This is a genomic window from Actinoplanes sp. NPDC051513 (assembly GCF_044454685.1).
Taxonomy (GTDB): Bacteria; Actinomycetota; Actinomycetes; order Mycobacteriales; family Micromonosporaceae; genus Actinoplanes.
Map to the genome: position 1 here is coordinate 177,726 of NZ_JBITDW010000015.1, position 16,619 is coordinate 194,344.

Consider the following 16,619-nt stretch of genomic DNA (forward strand, 5'->3'; position numbering starts at 1 on the left):
GTTAGTCAGTTTGCCAATCACCACGGGAGCCCCGTTGACGCGTCTGGCCGGCTCGTCCAAGCTGCTCCGCGCCATGAATGAGAGCGCGGCGCTCGCGCATCTGCTCGATCCGGGCATGCTCACCCGGTCCGACCTGCGCAAGCTGACCGCGCTCTCCACCCCGACCATCTCCGAGGTGCTGCGCCGGCTCACCGACGCCGGCTTGGTCAACGTGGTTGGCCACAACAGCGGCCGCCCCGGACCGAACGCCGAGATCTACGCCGCGAACCCGGAGGCGGCCTACACGGCGGCCGTCTCGGTGCGGGACATCGGCACCAGCGGCACCCCCTCCGTCACGGCCGCGCTCTGCGACCTCACCGGCACGGTCCGCGCCCGCTTCGACTCCCGCGTCGACTTCCTGGCCACCCAGCCGGCCGACGCGCTGGTCGATGCGGTCGCCCGCCTGCGCGAGGAGGCGCTGGTGCCGGCCGACCGCATCCGGCACGTGCAGCTCGGCGTCCCCGGCTCGTACGACCCGCGCACCGAGACCATCCGGCACGTCGACGTGCCCGGCTTCGGCCGCGCCGGCCTGGTGCCCGAGATCGCCGCGGCGCTCGGCACGCACATCGGCGTCGACAACGACGTCAACCTGGCCGCGGTGGCCGAGCGCAGGCGTGGCACCGGCCGCGACGCCGACGGCTTCGCGCTGCTCTGGATCGGCCAGGACGGCCTCGGTCTGGCCATCGACATCAACGGCTCGCTGATCCGTGGCGCCCGCGGCGGCGCCGGCGAGATCGGCTACATGCCGCTGTACTCACCCGACTCCACCCACCGCAAGCTCGACCTGCAAGACCTCTTCGGCGGCGCGGCCATCCTCGATCTGGCCCGCGACAACGGCATCGCTGGGGAGACCCCGGCCGACGTCGTGCGGGCCGCCGCGGCCCTACCCTCCGCGGCTCAGCCCGCCGGGGAGTTCCTCACCACGCTGGCCGACCGCATCGCGGTCGGCCTGGCCGCTGTTACTGCCGTGCTCGACCCCTACCTGGTTGTGCTGGCCGGCCCGATCGCCCAGGCCGGCGGCGACACGCTGCTGACCGCGGTGACCGCCGCCGCCCGGCGCACCGCGCCGCTGGAGAGCACGATCGCGGTCACCACCATCGACGACGACGCGGTGCTGCTCGGCGCGCTCGATGCCGGGCTCACCGCGGTCCGCGAAGCCTTGATCACCGCAATTCGCGACAGCTGATCCCCCCGCTGCACTGAGTCAGTTGAGAGGCCGAAGTGAACAAACGGATACCCCTTGCCCTTTTTGCCCTCGGAACCGCCGTTTTGCTGACCACCGCCTGCACGCCGGCGCCGAAGGAAGAGACCAAGATCGCCGATCCCGGGGCCTCGGTCTCCGGGACCGTCGAGCTCTGGCACTTCTTCACCGAGCGCGAGGCCGACGCCATCGACCAGGTCATCAAGGACTTCGAGTCGACGCACCCGAACATCAAGGTGACCGTCAAGTCCGGGCAGGACGACTCGAAGGTCACCCAGGCCATCGGCGCCGGCAACGGGCCGGACGTCGGGCTCTCCTACTCCACCGACATCGTGGGCAAGTTCTGCTCGTCGGGAGCGTGGGTCGACCTCACGCAGTACATCAACCGCGACAAGGTCGACCTCAACCAGCTCAACGCCACCACCCGGTCGTACACCGAGTTCGACGGCAAGCGCTGTGCGATGCCGTTCCTCGCCGACGCGTACGGCATGTACTACAACAAGGACTTGTTCGCGAAGGCGGGCATCGCCGGCCCGCCGAAGACGCTCGACGAGCTCACCGAGGACGCCAAGAAGCTGACCGTCAAGAACCCGGACGGCTCGCTCAAGACGGTCGGCTTCCTGCCGCTCTACGACTTCTACGAGAACGCGGCCGCGCACCTGGCCCCGGCCACCGGCGCGAAGTGGCTGACCGATGACGGCAAGTCGGCCGTCGGCGCGGACCCGAACTGGAAGACGCTGATGACCTGGCAGAAGAACCTGGTCGACTGGTACGGCTACGACAACCTGACCAAGTTCAAGGCTTCGCTGGGTGACGAGTTCAGCGCCGACAACGCCTTCCAGAAGGGTCAGGTCGCGATCAACATGGACGCCGAGTACCGCCTCGCGTTCCTCAAGGACCAGGCCCCCACTCTCAAGTACGGCGTCGCGCCGATCCCGACCACCGACCCGGCCCGCTACGGCGGCGGCTATGTGACCGGCAACATCCTGGGCATCTCCAAGAACGCCAAGAACCCCGAGGCGGCCTGGGAACTGATCAAGTACCTGACCACGAACGACGCGGCCGTCACCAAGCTGGCCGGCCTGCTCAAGAACGTGCCGACCACGACGAAGTCGATCGCCGACCCGACGCTGAACGGGGACGCGGACTTCAAGGCGTTCATCGACATCTTCAACAACCCGAACTCGATGACCACGCCGCCGTCCGCCTCGGGACCGGCCTATCAGGAGACGTTCGGCAAGTTCCTCACCGACTACCAGGCCGGCAAGGTGAAGGACCTCGACGCCGGCCTGGCCGATGCCGACAAGCAGATCAACAGCGTCATGACCCTCGGCGGCTGACCCTTCATGCGCGCCATCCGCTTACGCAAGAACCTGACGACGCTCTCGTTCCTGGCGCCCGCGCTGATCGGTATCGCGGTGTTCTTCCTGTACCCGCTGCTCTCGGCGCTGTACTTCTCGTTCACGAAGTTCGACCTGCTCTCCGTGCCGGAGTGGGTCGGGCTGGACAACTACAAGCGGATGGCGGACGACCCGTTCCTGCTCCAGGCGGTACGCAACACGCTGTGGATGGTGGCGATCTTCGTACCGGCCCGGATCATCGGGGCGATCGGGCTGTCCATGCTGCTCACCCAGATCCGGCGGGGCGCGGGCTTCTTCCGGACGATTTTCTACCTGCCGGCTCTCGTCCCGCCGGTGGCCGCCACCATCGCGTTCGTCTACCTGCTCAAGCCGGGCATCGGCCCGGTGAACCACGTCCTCGAAAAGATCGGCATCGACGGCCCGCTGTGGTTCAACTCTCCCACCTGGGCGAAGCCGTCGCTGGTCCTGCTGGGCCTGTGGGCCATCGGGGACCTGATGGTGATCTTCCTGGCCGCGGTGCTGGGCGTTCCGGAGAGCCTCTACGAGGCCGCGTCGCTGGACGGCGCGAACGCCTGGCACCGGTTCAAGTCGATCACGCTGCCGTCGATCCAGCCGGTGATCCTGTTCGCCGCGGTCACCGGCGTGATCTACACGTTGCAGTACTTCGACCAGGCGGCGGTGGCCGGCTCGATCGCCAGCGGGCAGGCCACCACCGGCGGCGGGATCTCCTCGTCCTTCGGCTATCCGGAGGGCTCGACCTTCACCTATCCGCTCTGGCTCTACACCGTCGGCTTCCGCTACAACGCGCTCGGCTACGCGAACGCCCTCGCGATCGCGCTGTTCGTGGTCGCGTTCGCGGTGACCGTGATCCTGATGCGCCGCGCCAAGGCCTTCTCCGGGGAGGAACAATGACCGCCGCGGTCCTCGACGTCTCGGCCGAACCTCTTCTGGAGAAAGGCCCGGACCGCCGCATCAGGCGGCAGAACAGGCTGGCCTGGATCGCCAAGCACAGCATCGCGATCGTGCTGGTCATCATGTTCCTCACGCCGGTGGTCTACCTGGTCCTGCTCTCGCTGATGACCAGCAACCAGGCGCTGACCAGCGACTACTGGCCGAACTCGTGGCATCCCGAGAACTACGTCAAGGTCTTCCAGGCCACGCCGATGCCTCGCTACCTGCTCAACACGGTCCTGTACGCGGTGACGTCCACGGTCCTCACCCTGGCGTCGAGCATCCCGGCCGCGTACGCGTTGGCGAAGCTCAGGTTCCGCGGCCGCAACGTGCTGTTCCTGGTCGTCATCTGCGTGATGATGCTCCCGCCGCAGGTCGTGACCGTCCCGCTGTACCTGATGTGGGCCCGGTACGGCCTGACCGGCTCGCTCGCGCCGCTGATCATCCCGGCCCTGTTCGGCGACGCGTTCTGCATCTTCCTGCTGCGCCAGTTCCTGCTCACCATCCCCACGGAGTACCTGGACGCGGCGCGGGTGGACGGCTGCGGCGAGTGGCGCACGCTGCTCCGGGTGGTGCTGCCGATGGCCAGGCCCGGCATCGCGGCCGCCGGCCTGTTCCAGTTCTTCTACTGCTGGAACGACTACTACGGCCCGCTGCTCTACACGAGCGAGAACGAGAAGGCGTGGACGCTGACGCTGGGCCTGGCGTCGTTCCGGACCGTCCACCACATCGACTGGAACCTGGTCACGGCGGCAACGGTGCTGGCGATGGCCCCGCTGATCATCATCTTCTTCTTCGCCCAGCGCGCGTTCGTCCAGGGCATCACGATTACGGGGTTCAAGTGAAAATCGCAGTCATCGGCGGCGGGTCGACCTACACGCCCGAGCTCGTGGACGGGTTCGCCCGTCTCGGCTCGATGGTCGACGAGCTCGTCCTGATCGATCCGGCCGCTTCTCGTTTGGAGATCGTCGGAGCCTTCGCCGCCCGAATCTTCAACCACCACGGCCACCCCGGCAAGGTCACCTGGACGACCGACCTGGACGCGGGCGTGACCGACGCCGACGCCGCGGTGATTCAGCTACGGGTCGGCGGGCAGAACGCGCGGATCAACGACGAGACGTTCCCGCTCGAGTGCGGCTGCGTCGGCCAGGAGACGACCGGCGCGGGCGGACTGGCCAAGGCGCTGCGCACGGTCCCGGTCGTGCTAGATGTGGCCGACCGCATCCGCCGGCGGGCCAAGCCCGGCGCGTGGATCGTCGACTTCACCAACCCGGTCGGCATCGTCACGCGCGCCCTGCTCGACGCCGGCCACAAGGCGGTCGGCCTGTGCAACGTGGCGATCGGCTTCCAGCGCCGCTTCGCCGGCTTCCTCGGCGTCGACCCGTCCGCCGTCGTCCTCGACCACATCGGCCTGAACCACCTGACGTGGGAGCGGGCTGCCTTTGTGGACGGTGTCGACCGTCTTCCCGGGCTGATTTCAGGGCACTTGTCCGAAATATCGGACACTGTGGACGTGCCAGCGGAGATCATCTCCATGCTCGGCAATGTGCCTTCTTACTATCTGTCGTACTTCTACAACCACGACAAACACGTACGCGAATCGCTCGGCGTCCAGACGCGAGGCCAGCGCGTCGCCGAGATCGAGGCGGTTTTGCTCGACATGTACCGCGACGTCAGCCTCACCGAGAAGCCGGCCCTGCTCGCCGAGCGCGGCGGCGCCTTCTACTCCGAGGCGGCCGTCGGCCTGCTCGCCTCCCTGTACGGCCTCGACGACACTTCCGTCCACAGTGTCAACGTCCGCAACAACGGCACGCTGCCCTTCCTCCCCGACGAGGCGGTCATCGAGGTCTCGGCCCGGGCGGGCCTCGAGGGCCCGGCGCCGTTGCCGGTCACGCCGGTCACGCCCGACCTGGCCGGTCTCATCACCCACGTCTGGGGGTACGAGGAGTACGCGATCGACGCCGCGCAGCGGGGCGGGCGCGATCGCGTCTACCGCGCCCTGCTCGCCCACCCGCTGATCGGCCAGCACGAATACGCGGACGCACTCGCCGACAAACTGATCGCCACCGGGCGGGACCACCTCGCGTGGGCCCGATGAGAGCGCTCTATCTGGCGGTCGACGGGGGCAACTCCAAGACGGACGTGCTGCTCGGCGACGAGTCCGGCCAGATCCTCGGCTTCGTCCGCGGCGGCACGTCCTCCCCGCACAACGTCGGCCTGCCGGGCGCCATCGAGGTCCTGAACGGGCTGGTCCGCGCGGTGCACGAGGACGCCGGCCTGCCGTTCGGCGCCCCGATCGAGGCGGTCGCCGTCTACCTGGCCGGCGCCGACCTGCCGATCGAGGTGACCCGCCTCCAGCAGGCGATCGAGGCGGAGAGCTGGGCACGGCGCACGATCGTCGACAACGATTGCTTCGCGATGCTGCGGGCCGGCACCGCGAAGCCCGACGCGGTGGTGGTGGTCTGCGGCGCCGGCAACAATTGCGTGGGCCGCGCCGCCGACGGCCGCACTGCCCGGTTTCTCGCGCTCGGCCCGATCACCGGCGACTGGGGTGGCGGCCACGACCTGGCCGATCACGCGCTGCGCGAGGCGGCCCGCGGCGAGGACGGCCGGGGCCGGCCGACCGCGCTGTCCCGGGCGGTCGCCGACCACTTCGGATTGCCCTCGGTCGAGGCCGTGAGCGTCGCGCTGCACTTCGGCGACCTGCCGATGGAACGGACCTTCGAACTGGCCCCGGTGCTGTTCGAGGTGGCCGCCACCGGCGACGAGGTGGCTTCGGCACTGATCGACCGGCAGGCCGCGGAGATCCTCGGCCAGCACCGGGTGGCCGCGAAACGGCTCGGCCTGCTCGACCGGCCACACGCGCTGGTGCTCGGCGGCGGCGTTCTGCGAGCCCGCCACCCGCAGCTGCACGACCAGGTCGTGGCGGGCGCGACGGCGCTGGCCCCGCAGGTCGAGATCACCGTGCTGGAGTCGCCGCCGGTCACCGGGGCCGCTCTGCTCGCGCTCGACGCCCTGGGCCTCTCGGCCGCCGCCGAGCCGATCCTGCGCTCGGAGATGATCAGCCGCCGCCCCGTACGCGTTCCCGCCGCCGCGATCTCTCCTGATGGCGTCTCTCCCAACGGCGTCGCTCGAGATGGCGTCTCGCTCTCCGCCGATGCCGACCGGCTCGGGGTCGCCGACTGACGAAGCCGGGGCAGCACGACCTGCGCCCCGAGCACGAGGGCGCCGGCCCGGAGGTCAACCCCTGCCCGGACCGGCGCCCACCCTGCGACGATCAGCCGCGCGCTCGCGGCCGCTCGAGATGGCGGTCATGGTCGCCGCGCCCGCTCCCGCGCCGCTACCTACGCCCTACCAAGATCATCATGCCCGCCGCCGCCAGCACCATGCCCGCGACCAGCGGCACCACGCCGCCGACGACCGTGTACACCAGCAACAGCAGCGGCGCGACCAGGCTCAGATAGACCGCCGCGGCCAGCCCTCGGTTGCCGGCGCGCAGCCGGGCCAGCGCCGGGCCCAGCGGGCCGATCATCTTCCGGTTGAGCCAGATCGCCACGCCGGCCACGATCAGCACGCCGATCAAGCCCGCCCAGGCTCGCGAGATTCCGTCGCTGACCAGTGTCATCGCCGCGGTCATCACCCCGGCGACCATGGTGGCGTTGGACGCGATGCGCGCGCCCTGGCGGAACGTCGCGACCTCTTCCCCCGACGAGTCGAGCACCGGCCCGCTCGGACGGCTCACCGCGGACTCCCCCGTCCAGCTCGCCGACGTCTGCGCCGGCGACCGCTCGGGATCGGGCCGATCGGGCGCCGGGTAGGCCCGGGGGAACGGATTCGGGTACGGCCCGTCGTCCGGCACCGGCTCGTCGGCCGGCACCGGCTCGTCGGCCGGGACGGGCTCGTCGGCCACGACCGGCAGTGCCGCGTCGTCGGCGAGCTCCTCCAGGGCCAGCGCCCAGCGGCGCCGCTCGAAGCGGACGATCCCCACGTCGGCCTGCGCGTTCCCGATCGCCGGATCGAGATCGAGCGCTTCCGCGTACGCCCGCTGGGCCAGGTCGAAAAGGCGGAGGCGGGCCGCGACCACGGCCAGGACCAGGTGCGCTTCGGCCTCGGCCGGGGCGACCCGGACGCCGTTCCACGCGGCGTTCAGCGCCTCCTGGCCGTTGCGCGACTCGCTGAGCAGGGCGGCGCCGGTGCGCTGCGCGTACGCGTCGACGGGCCACCGCCGCAGGATGTCGGAGGCGTCCCGGGCGGCGTCCGCATAGCGGCGGCTGTCGCTGAGCGCCATGGCCCGCACCACCAGCGTGCTCAGCGTCTCGGGCGCGGCCGCGACCGCCCGCTCGGCCGCCGCCAGCGCCTCGGCCGGCTGCTCGGCGGCCAGGTGGATCCGCGCGAGTGTGGCGAGCAGACTCGGCTCGCCGGGGGCGACGCTCAGCCCGGCCGCGATCTCCCCGGCCGCCTCGTCATAGCGGCCCAGGTCGGCAAGCAGCAGCGCGCGTTGCCGGTACTCCTCCGGCGTCGTCTCCGGATCCAGGTCGGGGCCCACGCGTCGAGCCTAGGCGCTCCCCGCCACCGCGAGATCACCCGGTCCGCTCCGCCTGCGCCCTATGCCGCCTGCGCCCTGTGGACGGCGACAACGAAAATGTCGTACCCGGTTGCTTGAATCGGCCCCACCCAACCGAGGGTGGGGCGGGTCACTCGGCGCGCGCGACCATCCGGTCGGCGGTGAGGCGGCAGACCACACGGGTCGCGCCCGGGATAGGCGTCCACGGCTTCCCGTCGTACTTGCGGCTCAGCTCGTCGATCAGCTCGTCCCCGCCCTCCTCGACGAGCGTGACCGTCCCCTCCACGGTGAAGTAGATGTAGGGGTTCGCCGGGTCGTATGCGCACAGCGACACCCGCGGGTCGCGCTCCATGTTGCGGGTCTTCTTCCGGCCCCGGATCGTCGAGAACAGCACATCGTCGCCGTCGCGCCGGACCCAGACGACGGTCGACTGCGGGCTCGAGTCGGCGTTGATGGTGGTGATCACGGCGAAGGTGTTTCCGTCGACCAGCCGGCGGACGGTTTCGGGCAGGGAGACTGTCATGGCTAGATCCTGCCGGACGCCGGGAGATCAGGGAGCCGTGACCATGGCCACCGCGATCGCGGCCAGCCCCTCGCCGCGTCCGGTGAGCCCGAGCCCGTCGCTGGTGGTCCCGGCCACGGTGACCGGCGCGCCGACCGCCGCGGAGAGCACCTTCTGCGCCTCGTCCCGGCGCGTGCCGATCTTGGGCCGGTTCCCGATCACCTGGATCGAGACGTTGACCACCTCGAACGACGCGGCCCGCAGGAGCCGCACGGTCTCGGTGAGCAGCGCCGCGCCCGACGCCCCGGCCCACTCCGGCCGGCTCGTGCCGAAGTTGCTGCCCAGGTCACCCAAACCGGCCGCGCCGAACAGCGCGTCGCAGGCGGCATGGGCGGCGACATCGGCGTCGGAGTGACCGGCCAGGCCGACCTCGCCCGGCCAGAGCAGGCCCGCCACCCAGCAGGGCTCGCCGGGCTGGAACGCGTGCACATCGGTGCCGATGCCGACCCGCTGATTGACCACGCGATCAGATTACGTGCAGCAGGGCCTCGGCCAGCACCAGATCGAGAGGCCGGGTGATCTTCAAGGCGAGCTCGGAGCCGGGCACGCAGGCGACCGGCAGTCCCGCCTTCTCCACCAGGCCGGCGTCGTCGGTGAGGGCGTCGGCCGCCACGGCGTGCGCGGCCGCCAGCACGTGATGCCGGAATCCTTGCGGCGTCTGCACGCTGCGCAGCACGCTGCGGTCGACGGTGCCGAGGACGATCTCGGCTGCGACGCCTTCCGGCGCCGTGACGGAGGCCGGCCCGACCTCTTTGATCGTGTCGACCACCGGCAGGACGGGAATCACCGCAGGGCTCCCGGCCCGGACGGCCGCCGCCACCGACTCGAACAGCTGCGGCGGCGTGAGCGCGCGCGCCGCGTCGTGCACCAGCACGATCGCGATCTCGTCGGGCACGGCGGCCAACGCCAGCGACACCGATTCCTGCCGCTCGGCGCCGCCGGCCACCACGGTCACCGGCGCCACCGGGGCGAGCAGGTCACGCACGGCCCCGACCTCGGCGGCCGGGGCGGCGACCACGATCATCCGCACCGAGGGAGCGGCCGCGACCCGCCGGATCGCGTGCACCAGCAGCGGCTCGCCGGCGAGCAGGCGCAGGGCTTTCGGGCCGCCGGGGCCGAGCCGCAGGCCCGCGCCGGCCGCCGGAACGAGGACCGCGACGTCACCCCGGGCATTGAGCTGCGGGGTCACGTCGCGGTCCTGTGCAGAGATCTCAGAAATGAAGCGCTGGTCAGGCTTCGGTGAGGACCTTGTCGAGGAGAACCTCGGCCTCGTCCTTGGTGCTCTTCTCCGCAAGAGCCACCTCGCCGACCAGAATGTCGCGGGCCTTCGCCAGCATGCGCTTCTCTCCGGCCGAGAGACCGCGCTCGCGCTCACGCCGCCAGAGGTCACGAACAACCTCAGCAACCTTCAGGGGGTTACCGGAGGCCAGCTTCTCGAGATTGGCCTTGTAACGCCGCGACCAGTTGGTCGGCTCCTCGGTGTGCGGTGCGCGGAGGACGTCGAAGACCTTACCCAGGCCTTCCTCGCCGACCACTTCACGCACGCCGACGATTTCGGCGTTCTCAGCGGGCACTCGAACAGTCAGATCACCCTGGGCAACGCGGAGAACGAGATACTGCTTCGGCTCGCCCTTGATGACCCGAGTTTCGATCGCCTCGATGAGTGCGGCCCCGTGGTGGGGGTAAACAACGGTCTCGCCGACACTGAAAACCATAGGTTCGAAGCCCCTTTCGCTGTGTCTAGGGTAACACGCTCAGGCAGCTATGTCCCACCCAGCTGGTGACTGTTAGTGCAGCTCAGAGCCCCTGTGACGGGCCTTTCTGCGGCTTGACAGGAGCGCCGGGAGCTGCCTCAGTAACGGAATGTGACGAAAGCGTGACCGCTTTGCCCAGCGAGTCGGATATTTCGGACCTATGCCCTTTGTGAGGTCAAGCTTATCGCTAAGGTCCGGAAGCGCGCACTACTGGCGGTCGAGCGAAGGTTAAGGAAGGCTGGACGTAGGTCCCCGACCGAAGAATTCCTGGTCGGCCAGGGGGGAGGGTGAGTAATGGCTGGTTCTGGCGACAACGGTGGATGGACGTCTGATGGCGGATCCTCCGACGACCTGCCCGACCTCCCCGAAGAGTGGGGCGTCATCGTCATCCCCGACGACCTCTCCGAGCTTTCCGACGAGGTCGACGCCGTCCGCGCCGAGCTGCGACTGGCCGCCAAACCGACCCGCTGGCGCCGCTTCCTCAACCGCCCCAGCATGCGCCGCCTCCGCAAGGTGGCCACCACCGCCGTACGCGCCCCGGTTTTGATCATCTCGATGGCCGTGCTGGTCACCGTGGCCAGCCTGTTCGCGTCGGCCTGGCCCGGCCCGCCGCGCCAGCCGGTGACCCAGCGGACGGCCAACACCACCGACGACCACAACGACACGCTCCCCGCGCTCGAGCTGATCGGCGCCGACGGGCAGACGGTGCCGCTACGCGGGCAGCTACCGGCCGTGATCCTGCTGATCGACGGTTGCGACTGCGCGAGCCTGGTGTCCGACACGATCGCCGCAGTCCGCCCCGAGATCGCGGTGGTGACAGTCTCGAACGCGACGGCCACGGCCAAGGGCGGCACTCCGCCGACCGGCGCGACCCCACAGGCCCAGGGCAAGACCGTGCGGGTCCTTCAAGACCCGAGCGGCAGCGTGCGCAACGAGCTCAAGCTGAGCAAGGCCGACGGCACCGCCGCCGCCCTGCTGGTCGACAAGGGCGGCTTGATCGTGCGCACCTTCCAGCGGCTGGCCGCGGTCGACGAGATCCGCCCCGACCTCGCCCGGCTTTAACCGCCGCGGCGCAGCAGGGTGTACCGGAAGACCACCGGCCCCACGCTGTTCACCGAGAGGTACATCCGCAGCTGGCCCGAGGTGCCCACGTCGAAGTAGTCGCCGCCGGCGCCGTCGGAGCAGTCCAGGCCGTGCCCCGAGTCGGTGCCGGCCTCGCCGAGGCTGACCCGCACCTGGCTGCCGACACCGCCCACGCAGACCACCGACACCCGGTACTCCCCCGAGTCGACCACGGCCAGCACCTGATGGTCGGCGCCGGGCGCGAGCGCCACCGTGTCAGCGTCGTCCTGGCCGGACTCGTCCGGCAGCACCTGCATCGCGGTCCGCCGCCACTGTTCGATCGTGGGGTCGGGGTCGGCCTCCTCGTGCGGCGCGGCCCGCAGCCACCAGGTGACGCCGCCGGCGAGCAGCACGAAGGCGACCGCGTACACCACGGCCCCGCGCGCCCGATCCCCCATCACGCAGTGACTGTAGAGGTCTCGAGCAGCGTTCCGTAGAGCGTGAGTCCCGGTCCGAAGGCGAGCATCAGGATGCGGCGCGGGGGCGCCGCGCGACGACGCAGAGCGTCCAGCACGAGCAACACGGTGGGTGAGGAGCAGTTTCCGTACGTCGCCAGCACGTCACGGGAGGCAGCGATCGCCGCCTCGTCCAGGCCGAGCTCGTCCCGCACCACGTCGAGGATCTTGGGACCGCCCGGGTGGACCGCCCAGCCGTCCACGTCGGCGATCTCCAGACCGTGCCGGGCCAGCAGGTCCACCACGAGCGCGCGGACGTGCACGGCGAGCACGGCCGGTACCCGCGGAGACAGGCCCATCCGGAAGCCCAGATCGGTGACCTCCCACGTCATGTGGTCGGCGGTCGTGCTGTCGGTGACCGCGGCGACCTCGCGGACGGCGTACCCGGTAGAGGTTTTGTCACCTGGAGTGAGCACGACGGCGGCTGCGGCGTCCGAGAAGAGCGCGTGCGAGACGATCTGCTGGATGTCGGCCCGCACGCCCGGCGGCTGCAGGTGCAGGCTGGTCAGCTCGGCGCAGAGCAGCAGCGCGGGCCGGCCGTGGGCGAACACGAAGTCGGCCGCCGTGCCCAGACCGGGCAGGGCCGCGTAACAACCCATGTGCCCGATGAAGAGCCGGCGTACGTCCGGCGCCATGCCCAGGTCGCGGGCCAGCAGAATGTCGAGCCCCGGCGTCGCGTAGCCGGTGCACGAGCAGACGGCGAACAGGCCGATCTCGTCGGCCGCGAGACCCGCATCGGTCAGCGCCCGGGACACCGCTTCTTTGCCCAACGGCATCGCCTCGACCTGGTAGCGGCGCATCCGGCGCTCGGTCGACCAGTCCGACACGTCCTCGAGCAGCGGACTCACCGCCGCCTGCCGGGTGCGCACCCCCGAGTTCGCGAAGATCCGCTCGGCCAGGACGCGGCGCGCCCCGGTGTGCTGGCCGGCGAAGTAGCCCGCCCAGACCTCCTCCTGCTTCACGGCAGGCGGCAGCGCCACACCCATTCCGGCGATCCGCGCCTGGCTCACCATCGGGGAGCGAACCCCTCCGAGTCGGGATCGCCGCCGAGCGCGTCCACGCCGAGCCAGTCGGCGCAGACGTCGCTGGTGGCCGGCTGCAGCGAGCCCGCCCGGGCGTCCCGGTACAGCCGCTCGAGCGGGTGGCCACGGCGCATCGCCGATGTGCCGGCCGCCTCCAGCATCGACGCCGCCACCTCGGCCGCGGTCGTGCCGGCCAGCAGCTTGGCCCGCCACACCCAGCGGTTCGTCTCGGCGTCGCCGGGCGCGCTGTCGACCCGCCGCGCCGCCTCCATCACCGCCAGGTGCGCCGCGGCGACCGCCGCGTCGGCCCGGCCGATCCGGGCTCGGATGGCCGGCAGGTGCGCCAGCTTGCGCTCGTTGACGTGCTCGATCGCGGCGTCCACCGCGGCCCGGGCCACGCCCACGTAGACCGCCGCGTAGCTGGCCACCATCCAGTGCGGCGCCAGCTGGGCGACCACCAGGGCCAGCCCCTCGACCCCGCCGAGCAACGCGCCGGCCGGCACGGTCACGGCGACGTGCAGGTCGTGCGAGGCGGTGGCGCGCATCCCGAGCGCGTCCCACGTCTGCTCGACCCGTAAGCCCTCCCCGGCCGGCACCAGGAACTGCGACACCTTGTCGGGCTCCTCGGCGCTGCGCGCCGCCACCAGATACGCATCGGCGTTGCCGGCCCCCGAGCAGAACGTCTTGGCCCCCTCGATGCGGTAGCCGCCGTCCACCGCCCGGTACGAGGTCGACATCTGCGACAGTCGCGACCCGGCGCCGCGCTCGCTCATCGCCACCGCGTACCAGGCGCCCTGGGCGGCCGCGCGCAAGGCGTCGTCGCGGGCCTGCAGCGCCCCGGGCGGCAGGCCCAGCGCCTCGGCCAGCTCGTCGGTGACCCCGCTCAGCGCGCCGGTGACCGACGCGTGCATGTTGAAGATCAACGCGGTCGCGCCGTTGCCCCGGGCCAGCTCGTACGCGATCGCCGCGTAGTCCGCGAAGCCGGCGCCCGCCCCGCCCAGCCGGGCCGGGGCCATCAGCCCGAAGAACCCCGCCTCGCGGAGGTCGGCGAAGTCGTCGGCGGGAAAGGCGCCGTCCCTGTCGTGCGCGGCCGCCCGTGCCGCGAACCGGGGCGCCAGCCGCCGGGCCTCGTCGATCATGACGGTTCCCCCTCCTTGCGTCCGGTCCCCTGGTAGAGCACCGTCGTCAGCCCCGACGGCACGATCCGGCCGCGGGTGCATTCGCGTCGCAGGACCCGCCAGCGGAACAGGCCGGTCAGCGTCGGGCGGGCGCCGCGCACCTCGAGGCGTACGCCGTGCCGGGCAAACTCCGTGATCAGCCGGCGCGGGCGTACGAACAGCGCCGGATCGTGCAGCCGCGGCGGGGCGAAGCCCAGACCTTCGCCCGCCGTGACCGTGATGAACCGGCTCAGCGCGTTGTCGTTGACCGTGTCCAGCACCAGCAGCCCGCCCGGCCGCAGCACCCGGGAGAGCTCGGCCACCGTCGCCGGCAGGTCGGTGACGTGCTCGAGGATCTCCCCGGCCGCCACCACGTCGGCGGCGCCGGTCGCGATCGGCAGCGCGGTCACGTCGCCGTTCACCGGGCGTACGCCGTGCGCGGCGGCCACCCGCAACCCGTGGTGCCGCAGATCGACGCCGACGTGCCGGTACCCCTTGCCGGTCAGATGCGGGGCGAGGAGACCTCCGCCACAGCCCGCGTCGACGAGCACCGCGCCGGACCGGCCGGCCGGTGGGATCAGGGCGGCCCGCGCCGCGGCGAGCCAGTGCAGCATCTCGAAGCCGCCGCCCGGCCGCCACCATTGGTCGGCCAGCTCGTCGTACTGACGCGGATCGTTACGGGGCATCGACCGCATGTGATCGAGCGTGGCACGCATCTGGCACATCCACCACACTGCTCCCATGGCCCGAGCGCTCACTGTGATCAAGGCATCCCATCCGGAGCCCGGGCTGGCGGTCACCGTGGCCATGACGCTGCTCGGCGTCGGGGTGGGTCATCGCGGCTGGGCCATCGCCGGGATCTTCCTGGCCGTGGGGGCGACCCAGCTGTCGGTCGGGTGGGTCAACGACTGGCTCGACGCGGCGCGCGACCGGCAGGCGGGGCGGCGCGACAAGCCGATCGCGTCGGGGGCGGTCTCCCGGCGTACGGTCGGAATCGCCGGACTGATCGCGACGCTGGCCGTTCCCCTGCTCGCCGCGCCGTTCGGCCTACGGCCGGCGGTGATCCTCACGGTGGCCAGCCTGGTCGCGCTCTCCTACGACTGGCCGCTCAAGTCCACGGTGTTCTCGGTGGTGCCCTACCTGATCGCGTTCGGCCTTCTCCCGGCCTTTGTGGTGACCGCGCTGCCCGGCCATCCCGCGCCGCCGGCCTGGCTGGTCGCGGCGGGCGCGCTGCTCGGCGGCGGCGCCCATTTCGCGAACGTGCTGCCCGATCTCGAGGACGACGCGGCCACCGGGGTGCGCGGCCTCCCGCATCGGCTCGGCGCCACCGGCTCCGCGTTCGCCGCCGCGGCACTGCTGCTGGGCGCCACGCTCACGCTGGTCTTCGGTCCCGCGGGGCCGCCGTCGTGGGCGGGCTGGGCGGCCGCGGCGGCCGCCGTCGTGGTCCTTCCCCTTGGCTGGTACGCGCAGAAGCGCACCAAGGGACGGCGGGTGGCCATGTTCCGGGCGGTGATCGTGGTGGCCCTGATCGACGTTCTACTGCTGATCTTCAGTGGCCGGGTGGTGTGAATGGACGGGTCGGCGCACGCGCCGGATCACGGCCCTCTAGGCTGACCCTGAGCTCCGCCGACTGATAGTCCAGGCTTGGGTCGGGGCATCTGCCTTTGGTGTCTTTTCTTGGAGGATCGTGATGCGCTCGCTGGGAACCCGCCGCGTCGCACAGGCCGCGGGTGCCGCGATGGTCGCCGTGATCGCGCTGGCCGGCTGCTCGGCCGGTCAGGTCGCCGAGACCGCTCTTCTCAAGGCGCCGGTCTCGGGGCTGAACACGCAGAGCCCCGACGGCAACCTCCTGATCCGCAACCTCCAGGTGGCCTACGACAGCCCCGAGGGCTACTCGGCCAACGGCACCGCGCCGCTGCAGGTCAGCCTGTTCAACCAGACCGAGCAGCCGATGACCGTGACGATCACGAGCCGTCCCCAGACGAACGTGACGCCCGGCATCGTCTCGGCCCAGCAGGTCGGCGTGGGCCCGCTCGCCCCCTCCGAAGAGCCGTCGCCGTCCGCGTCCGCCGCGGCCGAGCCGTCCGCTCCCGCGCTGGAGCCGGCGAAGTTCACCATCCCGCCGCTGGGCACCCAGACCTTCATCCCCGGCGCCGGAAAGAACCTGCAGGCCGTCGGCCTCAGCAACGAGCTCAAGCCCGGCTTCTCGCTGAGCCTCACCATCCAGGCCAACGACGGCGAGGCCATCGACGTGCTCGCCCCGTTCCAGACGCCGACGTCGCCCGCCTCCCGCGCCCCCGGCAACAAAGACGAGAACGCCGAGTCGGAGTAATTGTGGCTCTTGTGATCGGTGTGTGGGTGGGTTTGCGGTCATCGGTCGGGTAGTTCGGGTCGGTGGCCGCCGAGGGTGAGCATGGCCAGGGCGATGATG

The 16,619-nt window shown here is 71.0% G+C and carries 18 protein-coding genes; 9 read left to right on the forward strand and 9 right to left on the reverse strand.

Annotation, left to right across the window (positions count from 1 at the left end):
- Window positions 1–34: 34 nt before the first annotated feature.
- The 6 genes from ACIA5D_RS35350 (at window position 35) to ACIA5D_RS35375 (ending at window position 6,738) form a co-directional block, all read left to right on the forward strand.
- Window positions 35–1,225, forward strand: a complete 1,191-nt coding sequence (locus tag ACIA5D_RS35350) for an ROK family protein (RefSeq protein ID WP_396034750.1) — start codon at window positions 35–37, stop codon at window positions 1,223–1,225.
- A gap of 83 nt (window positions 1,226–1,308) precedes the next feature.
- Window positions 1,309–2,580 carry an ABC transporter substrate-binding protein gene (locus ACIA5D_RS35355; protein ID WP_396034752.1) on the forward strand — a complete coding sequence of 424 codons (1,272 nt, stop codon included), beginning with the start codon at window positions 1,309–1,311 and terminating at the stop codon, window positions 2,578–2,580.
- Window positions 2,581–2,586: 6 nt separating this feature from the next.
- The gene (locus tag ACIA5D_RS35360; RefSeq protein WP_396034753.1) at window positions 2,587–3,513 is read left to right on the forward strand and encodes a carbohydrate ABC transporter permease; all 927 of its coding nucleotides are present in this window, start codon (window positions 2,587–2,589) and stop codon (window positions 3,511–3,513) included.
- Window positions 3,510–4,397, forward strand: a complete 888-nt coding sequence (locus tag ACIA5D_RS35365; protein WP_396034754.1) for a carbohydrate ABC transporter permease — start codon at window positions 3,510–3,512, stop codon at window positions 4,395–4,397. The genes ACIA5D_RS35360 and ACIA5D_RS35365 overlap by 4 nt, the downstream gene beginning before the upstream one ends.
- On the forward strand, window positions 4,394–5,650 hold the full coding sequence (locus ACIA5D_RS35370; protein ID WP_396034755.1) for a 6-phospho-beta-glucosidase: 1,257 nt from the start codon (window positions 4,394–4,396) through the stop codon (window positions 5,648–5,650). Before ACIA5D_RS35365 ends, ACIA5D_RS35370 begins: the two co-directional genes overlap by 4 nt.
- Window positions 5,647–6,738, forward strand: coding sequence for an N-acetylglucosamine kinase (locus ACIA5D_RS35375; RefSeq protein WP_396034756.1), 1,092 nt, complete (start codon window positions 5,647–5,649; stop codon window positions 6,736–6,738). Before ACIA5D_RS35370 ends, ACIA5D_RS35375 begins: the two co-directional genes overlap by 4 nt.
- A 154-nt stretch (window positions 6,739–6,892) precedes the next feature.
- Here ACIA5D_RS35375 and ACIA5D_RS35380 read toward each other — a convergent pair whose 3' ends face one another.
- The 5 genes from ACIA5D_RS35380 to ACIA5D_RS35400 form a co-directional block, all read right to left on the reverse strand.
- Window positions 6,893–8,098: a hypothetical protein gene (locus tag ACIA5D_RS35380; protein WP_396034757.1), complete on the reverse strand. Its 1,206-nt coding sequence runs from the start codon at window positions 8,096–8,098 to the stop codon at window positions 6,893–6,895.
- A 148-nt stretch (window positions 8,099–8,246) separates the two neighbouring features.
- Complete coding sequence (locus tag ACIA5D_RS35385; RefSeq protein ID WP_396034758.1) at window positions 8,247–8,639, reverse strand: PPOX class F420-dependent oxidoreductase; 393 nt, start codon at window positions 8,637–8,639, stop codon at window positions 8,247–8,249.
- A gap of 27 nt (window positions 8,640–8,666) precedes the next feature.
- The gene (gene ispF / locus ACIA5D_RS35390; RefSeq protein WP_396034759.1) at window positions 8,667–9,140 is read right to left on the reverse strand and encodes a 2-C-methyl-D-erythritol 2,4-cyclodiphosphate synthase; all 474 of its coding nucleotides are present in this window, start codon (window positions 9,138–9,140) and stop codon (window positions 8,667–8,669) included.
- Window positions 9,141–9,144: 4 nt separating this feature from the next.
- Window positions 9,145–9,867 (reverse strand): 2-C-methyl-D-erythritol 4-phosphate cytidylyltransferase, encoded by a 723-nt coding sequence (gene ispD / locus ACIA5D_RS35395; RefSeq protein ID WP_396034761.1) that lies wholly within the window; start codon window positions 9,865–9,867, stop codon window positions 9,145–9,147.
- A gap of 40 nt (window positions 9,868–9,907) precedes the next feature.
- A complete protein-coding gene (locus ACIA5D_RS35400; RefSeq protein ID WP_026206027.1) occupies window positions 9,908–10,393 on the reverse strand; it encodes a CarD family transcriptional regulator in 486 nt (161 codons plus the stop codon).
- A gap of 333 nt (window positions 10,394–10,726) precedes the next feature.
- Between ACIA5D_RS35400 and ACIA5D_RS35405 the strand changes: the two genes are divergently transcribed.
- The gene (locus tag ACIA5D_RS35405; RefSeq protein ID WP_396034762.1) at window positions 10,727–11,494 is read left to right on the forward strand and encodes a hypothetical protein; all 768 of its coding nucleotides are present in this window, start codon (window positions 10,727–10,729) and stop codon (window positions 11,492–11,494) included.
- Here ACIA5D_RS35405 and ACIA5D_RS35410 read toward each other — a convergent pair.
- Genes ACIA5D_RS35410 through ACIA5D_RS35425 form a run of 4 tightly spaced genes read right to left on the reverse strand, consistent with a single transcriptional unit; the run spans window position 11,491 to window position 14,883 of the window.
- Window positions 11,491–11,952: a DUF6023 family protein gene (locus tag ACIA5D_RS35410; RefSeq protein ID WP_396034776.1), complete on the reverse strand. Its 462-nt coding sequence runs from the start codon at window positions 11,950–11,952 to the stop codon at window positions 11,491–11,493. The two genes, ACIA5D_RS35405 and ACIA5D_RS35410, sit on opposite strands and share 4 nt — an antisense overlap.
- The gene (locus ACIA5D_RS35415; protein ID WP_396034763.1) at window positions 11,952–13,022 is read right to left on the reverse strand and encodes a type III polyketide synthase; all 1,071 of its coding nucleotides are present in this window, start codon (window positions 13,020–13,022) and stop codon (window positions 11,952–11,954) included. The genes ACIA5D_RS35410 and ACIA5D_RS35415 overlap by 1 nt, the downstream gene beginning before the upstream one ends.
- On the reverse strand, window positions 13,016–14,170 hold the full coding sequence (locus ACIA5D_RS35420; RefSeq protein WP_396034764.1) for an acyl-CoA dehydrogenase family protein: 1,155 nt from the start codon (window positions 14,168–14,170) through the stop codon (window positions 13,016–13,018). The genes ACIA5D_RS35415 and ACIA5D_RS35420 overlap by 7 nt, the downstream gene beginning before the upstream one ends.
- Entirely contained in the window at window positions 14,167–14,883 is a 717-nt protein-coding gene (locus tag ACIA5D_RS35425) for a methyltransferase domain-containing protein (RefSeq protein ID WP_396034765.1), read from the reverse strand. The genes ACIA5D_RS35420 and ACIA5D_RS35425 overlap by 4 nt, the downstream gene beginning before the upstream one ends.
- Window positions 14,884–14,929: 46 nt before the next feature.
- On the opposite strand from ACIA5D_RS35425, the gene ACIA5D_RS35430 reads away from it, so the two are divergent.
- A complete protein-coding gene (locus ACIA5D_RS35430; RefSeq protein ID WP_396034766.1) occupies window positions 14,930–15,757 on the forward strand; it encodes a UbiA family prenyltransferase in 828 nt (275 codons plus the stop codon).
- A 121-nt stretch (window positions 15,758–15,878) separates the two neighbouring features.
- Window positions 15,879–16,520, forward strand: coding sequence for a hypothetical protein (locus tag ACIA5D_RS35435; RefSeq protein ID WP_396034767.1), 642 nt, complete (start codon window positions 15,879–15,881; stop codon window positions 16,518–16,520).
- The last annotated feature ends 99 nt before the right edge of the window (window positions 16,521–16,619 follow it).

Excerpts from the sequence above, each read along its gene's own strand:
- ACIA5D_RS35430 (WP_396034766.1), top strand. The coding sequence starts at position 14,930 with ATGGCCCGAGCGCTCACTGTGATCAAGGCATCCCATCCGGAGCCCGGG.
- ACIA5D_RS35435 (WP_396034767.1), top strand. The coding sequence starts at position 15,879 with ATGCGCTCGCTGGGAACCCGCCGCGTCGCACAGGCCGCGGGTGCCGCG.
- ACIA5D_RS35410 (WP_396034776.1), bottom strand. The coding sequence starts at position 11,952 with ATGGGGGATCGGGCGCGCGGGGCCGTGGTGTACGCGGTCGCCTTCGTG.
- ACIA5D_RS35415 (WP_396034763.1), bottom strand. The coding sequence starts at position 13,022 with ATGGTGAGCCAGGCGCGGATCGCCGGAATGGGTGTGGCGCTGCCGCCT.
- ACIA5D_RS35425 (WP_396034765.1), bottom strand. The coding sequence starts at position 14,883 with ATGCGGTCGATGCCCCGTAACGATCCGCGTCAGTACGACGAGCTGGCC.
- ACIA5D_RS35405 (WP_396034762.1), top strand. The coding sequence starts at position 10,727 with ATGGCTGGTTCTGGCGACAACGGTGGATGGACGTCTGATGGCGGATCC.
- ACIA5D_RS35400 (WP_026206027.1), bottom strand. The coding sequence starts at position 10,393 with ATGGTTTTCAGTGTCGGCGAGACCGTTGTTTACCCCCACCACGGGGCC.
- ACIA5D_RS35365 (WP_396034754.1), top strand. The coding sequence starts at position 3,510 with ATGACCGCCGCGGTCCTCGACGTCTCGGCCGAACCTCTTCTGGAGAAA.
- ACIA5D_RS35385 (WP_396034758.1), bottom strand. The coding sequence starts at position 8,639 with ATGACAGTCTCCCTGCCCGAAACCGTCCGCCGGCTGGTCGACGGAAAC.
- ACIA5D_RS35420 (WP_396034764.1), bottom strand. The coding sequence starts at position 14,170 with ATGATCGACGAGGCCCGGCGGCTGGCGCCCCGGTTCGCGGCACGGGCG.
- ACIA5D_RS35375 (WP_396034756.1), top strand. The coding sequence starts at position 5,647 with ATGAGAGCGCTCTATCTGGCGGTCGACGGGGGCAACTCCAAGACGGAC.
- ACIA5D_RS35360 (WP_396034753.1), top strand. The coding sequence starts at position 2,587 with ATGCGCGCCATCCGCTTACGCAAGAACCTGACGACGCTCTCGTTCCTG.